We start from the raw sequence: 3,581 nt of genomic DNA on the forward strand, positions 1-3,581 counted from the left end.
CGCCCCGAGCGGGTTTTTTATTTGCATTTTGTAGATTTGTACGCGACATGAATTATTGTCTGTCAAAGCGAGGTAGCGTACAGAACATAACAAATAAACTCTTTACGATGATCAATCACCAAAAAAGGAGTTTTTTATGATTAAAAATATTTTAACTACCATGATTATTGGCTCAATTATTCTTCTTGCTAGCCCATTAGTTATGGCTAAAAATATATTTTTGGCACAAACCAGCACGAACAAAGATGGAAAAACACCTGGCGGCTCAGATTCATCAGATAGAAACTCAGGATCACAATCTTCAGGATCAAGCCATAAACCTCATTATCAAGGATCTGGGTCTAATTCCGGTTCTGAAAAATCTGGGGTAAGCGGTACAGGTCAAGAAAGTAATGGCCAGTCCAGTTCCGGCACTCAAGGTTCTGGATCTTCAGCTGGGAGTGCTGGTAGATAGTTTTATTAAACACCTTTAAGGAGACAATCATGCATAAATTAAATGTTGAGTCGAAAAATAAAAAGAAAGAAGACGATAAAAATAAAAGTCCAAACAAGAAAAAATAATTCTTGAATTAAGCTAGCTTAGGTGGATTTCATTTTTATTATAAGTCGGCGATCAAGCGAAGAGACTTAGATGCATAAAATTAATATAATAATATCCCTTTATCTATAAAGAACTTAATTTTCTTTATTTTAAATTCAGAAAGCAAAAATTTACACTATGGATAACAAAACACCAGATTATCGCGCAAAGGAATCTTCAAAAATTAGTGTTCTATTTTTTGTATTTCTAGGAATATTAATTTTTATTGGAATATTAGTGTGGAAGGCTGATTTGAGTTTAAGTTAATTTAGTCTTTTTAATATATTAACCCGCCCCGGCGGGTTTTTTATTGTTTAAGCCACTCACTAATGAATCGCATTTATCGATTTGTTAGCAATTACACAGACATGATCTTCCCAATGGATTCATGATGCCTCTTTAACATTTCAATCCAATTGGAGTTTAGATGATTATAAAGAATGTGAAAATTATCGAAAAATCAACGGGTATTTTATTAGTCGAATACCCTATTAGTGAATTAGCAGAACTTCCTAGTGAAGAATATCGTAATGAAGCGTGGGATCTGGCAATGGAGGAAGGATTAGTGAATGCGCTCAAGCGCGATGATTATGATATTGAAGTCATTGTTGATATCGCACCTGTTAATGGCAAGCTATATGATTGAATTGTGAGCAATCCACTGCGGATTTCTTATTCCATACAAACCAAGAGGTTTTCAAATAGCCCCCCTAGTTTATCTACTGTGTGTGCGTTAACAAACCGACCAAAATGAGAATTAAGAGGATTATGAAAATCTTAACTCGTTAATTGGAGAACTGCCATGATTAAAAATTTGACAGAGACAATGGTGTTTATGCTCACGCTAGGGGTATTTTTATTATTAAGTACTATAGCTATTGCACAGTCACATGCTACCCCACCTGAAACTCTTGCTGAAGGTGACAGAAAAGATAGTGGCCAGCATCATTCAATCAAAAATAAAGATGGTCATTCAGGACAAAAAATAGAAAGCTCCTCTGACTCAAAACACCTGCCTTCATCATCAAACAAAACTCATCTGCCTTCTTCGTCACCAAATCCATCTAATCCTGCTGGAGCGAGCCCCGGCAATCCGCTTGGCGCGACTCAAAATCCACAACCAAACCTTAATACCAACTAAGTTACATTTGCATTGATACGGTTTTAAGAATTCGGTGTTATTGCATCATTTCAGTAATCAAATGTATTAAAGGAAATCATCATGGAAAAGATACAAGTAAAGAAATTAATGGAAACCAATATACAGCTCATCAATTCGAATGCAACATTAGAAGAAGCATCGAAAAAAATGAAGGAATACAGTTGCGGTTTTTTACCGGCTGGAGTAAACCATATACCTGAGGGTATCATCACAGATCGTGATATCGTTATCCGGGCCCTTGCCGAGGGCAAAGACCCCAAGAACGAGAAGGTATGCGACTATATGACCAGTGACATTTATTCGTGCCAGGAAACAGATACGCTGGAAGATGCGGCAATAGTTATGGGCGCGAACAATATCAGCCGGTTGGTTGTGAAAGATGCAACTGACACTATATGCGGTATTTTAACTTTCGGCAGAATAATCCGAAAACATGATAATAAGCAGGAAATCAGCGATGTTGTTGAAAAAGCTACTGGAAAGATGATTTAGCTTTAGTAATTCAGACTTGATCTGATAGAAGGATCTTGCCAAAGGGTGGGATTACCCGGTTTGATAGAGGTGCGAAACTTTATCAACCAAATGCGAAAGCGTAAAGGAGTAATCCCATGAGTAGTGTTCAACAGAAAGTCATCAAACACAAGATAGGTCTGCTTAATTTGGCAGCCGGGCTTGGCAATGTATCCCGCGCTTGCAAGGTGATGGGTTTTTCACGCGATACTTTCTATCGCTATCAGGCAGCAGTAGAAGCAGGTGGTGTTGAGGCACTGATTGATGCAAGCCGGGCGCAAGCCCAACATTAAGAACCGTGTAGAAGAAGCGACGGAGGCAGCGGTCACTGCTTTTGCCCTGGAGCAACCGGCTTTTGGTCAAGTTCGAGTTTCCAATGATGAAATGTTGCGTACTTGTGGGCTGGGTAAAGTAGAGTGGGTGCCGTTAAGTCCGGTTAAAGAAAAAATTTATGAGCAGTTTCCTAAGTTACCTGCCTTTTTACTAGATACACCTGCTTTTGTGACGGAATTAATGGGAGTTACTTATTATTGCCACTTAAATCGTTTGATTGATGAATTATTTGTAGATGAACCAGAAGTTCAAATACGTCTAAAAGAACTGCTAGATGAAATTACCATAGATGAAGTAGCTCACGTTGGACAGCGTAGAAATTTCATTGGTCCTACCGGGATGCGAGTTTCTAAATGGTTAGTTAAGCCATTTTACACTATGTTTTTTAATGATATCCCAGAAATTGGCATATTATTTGACGTAAACAAAATGATTAGAGATGGGGAGTCTTTTGATTTCAATCAATTACCTGATTACATAATCGAGAAAAGCTGGATTCCTTCTTACTGTAAGGTTTAAAAGTTTGTAATTTGGAAGCGACTATACCTGTTTGCAGAGCTTAAATTAAATTGTATTTAGCTCATCTTTCTTGACACGTTCTGATTACGAATCAAATGACTATTGAACGACGCCTATGTTTTCGAAGACACTCTGCACTGATCATTTTTATAAATGAAGCGTTCATCGATATATTCTCCCCACTTCGCCATTAACTCACGTCGTTTTTCAAATAAATCAGTTCTCCGGTAAGCAGCTTCAGTTTGATTCTCAATCACGTGAGCTAATGCCGCTTCGCAAACTTCCCTTGGAAAATTAGTTTTGTCGCCACACCAATCACGAAACGAACTGCGTAGGCCATGTACGGTAGCTTCAGGGTAAGAAACACTTTTAAGCATTTTGCTAATGGCTACGTCGCTGAGTTTTCGGCCGAACACATGATCATCATTCCCTGATTTGTATTTTTCTAACGAAGTCAGTATTTCCAAGCACTCACGG

5 protein-coding genes and 1 pseudogene are annotated in these 3,581 nt (G+C 38.3%); 5 read left to right on the forward strand and 1 reads right to left on the reverse strand.

Going from position 1 to position 3,581, the window contains the following annotated elements:
* The first annotated feature begins 136 nt into the window (after window positions 1-136).
* From ABD07_RS14525 to ABD07_RS15380, 5 genes and pseudogenes are all read left to right on the forward strand, one after another.
* A complete protein-coding gene (locus ABD07_RS14525; RefSeq protein WP_160818891.1) occupies window positions 137-454 on the forward strand; it encodes a hypothetical protein in 318 nt (105 codons plus the stop codon).
* 553 nt (window positions 455-1,007) lie between these two features.
* A complete protein-coding gene (locus ABD07_RS14530; protein WP_160818892.1) occupies window positions 1,008-1,226 on the forward strand; it encodes a hypothetical protein in 219 nt (72 codons plus the stop codon).
* Between the two features lie 156 nt (window positions 1,227-1,382).
* Entirely contained in the window at window positions 1,383-1,721 is a 339-nt protein-coding gene (locus ABD07_RS14535) for a hypothetical protein (RefSeq protein ID WP_160818893.1), read from the forward strand.
* Between the two features lie 81 nt (window positions 1,722-1,802).
* The gene (locus tag ABD07_RS14540) at window positions 1,803-2,234 is read left to right on the forward strand and encodes a CBS domain-containing protein (RefSeq protein ID WP_193566071.1); all 432 of its coding nucleotides are present in this window, start codon (window positions 1,803-1,805) and stop codon (window positions 2,232-2,234) included.
* A gap of 116 nt (window positions 2,235-2,350) precedes the next feature.
* A pseudogene (locus ABD07_RS15380) lies at window positions 2,351-3,104 on the forward strand (helix-turn-helix domain-containing protein).
* Between the two features lie 113 nt (window positions 3,105-3,217).
* On the opposite strand, the gene ABD07_RS14550 reads toward ABD07_RS15380, so the two are convergent.
* Window positions 3,218-3,581, reverse strand: a 364-nt coding sequence (locus tag ABD07_RS14550; protein ID WP_420813537.1) for a tyrosine-type recombinase/integrase, incomplete at its 5' end; no start/stop codon positions are given.

The organism is Nitrosomonas oligotropha (genome assembly GCF_009833085.1).
GTDB classification, from domain to species: Bacteria; Pseudomonadota; Gammaproteobacteria; order Burkholderiales; family Nitrosomonadaceae; genus Nitrosomonas; species Nitrosomonas oligotropha.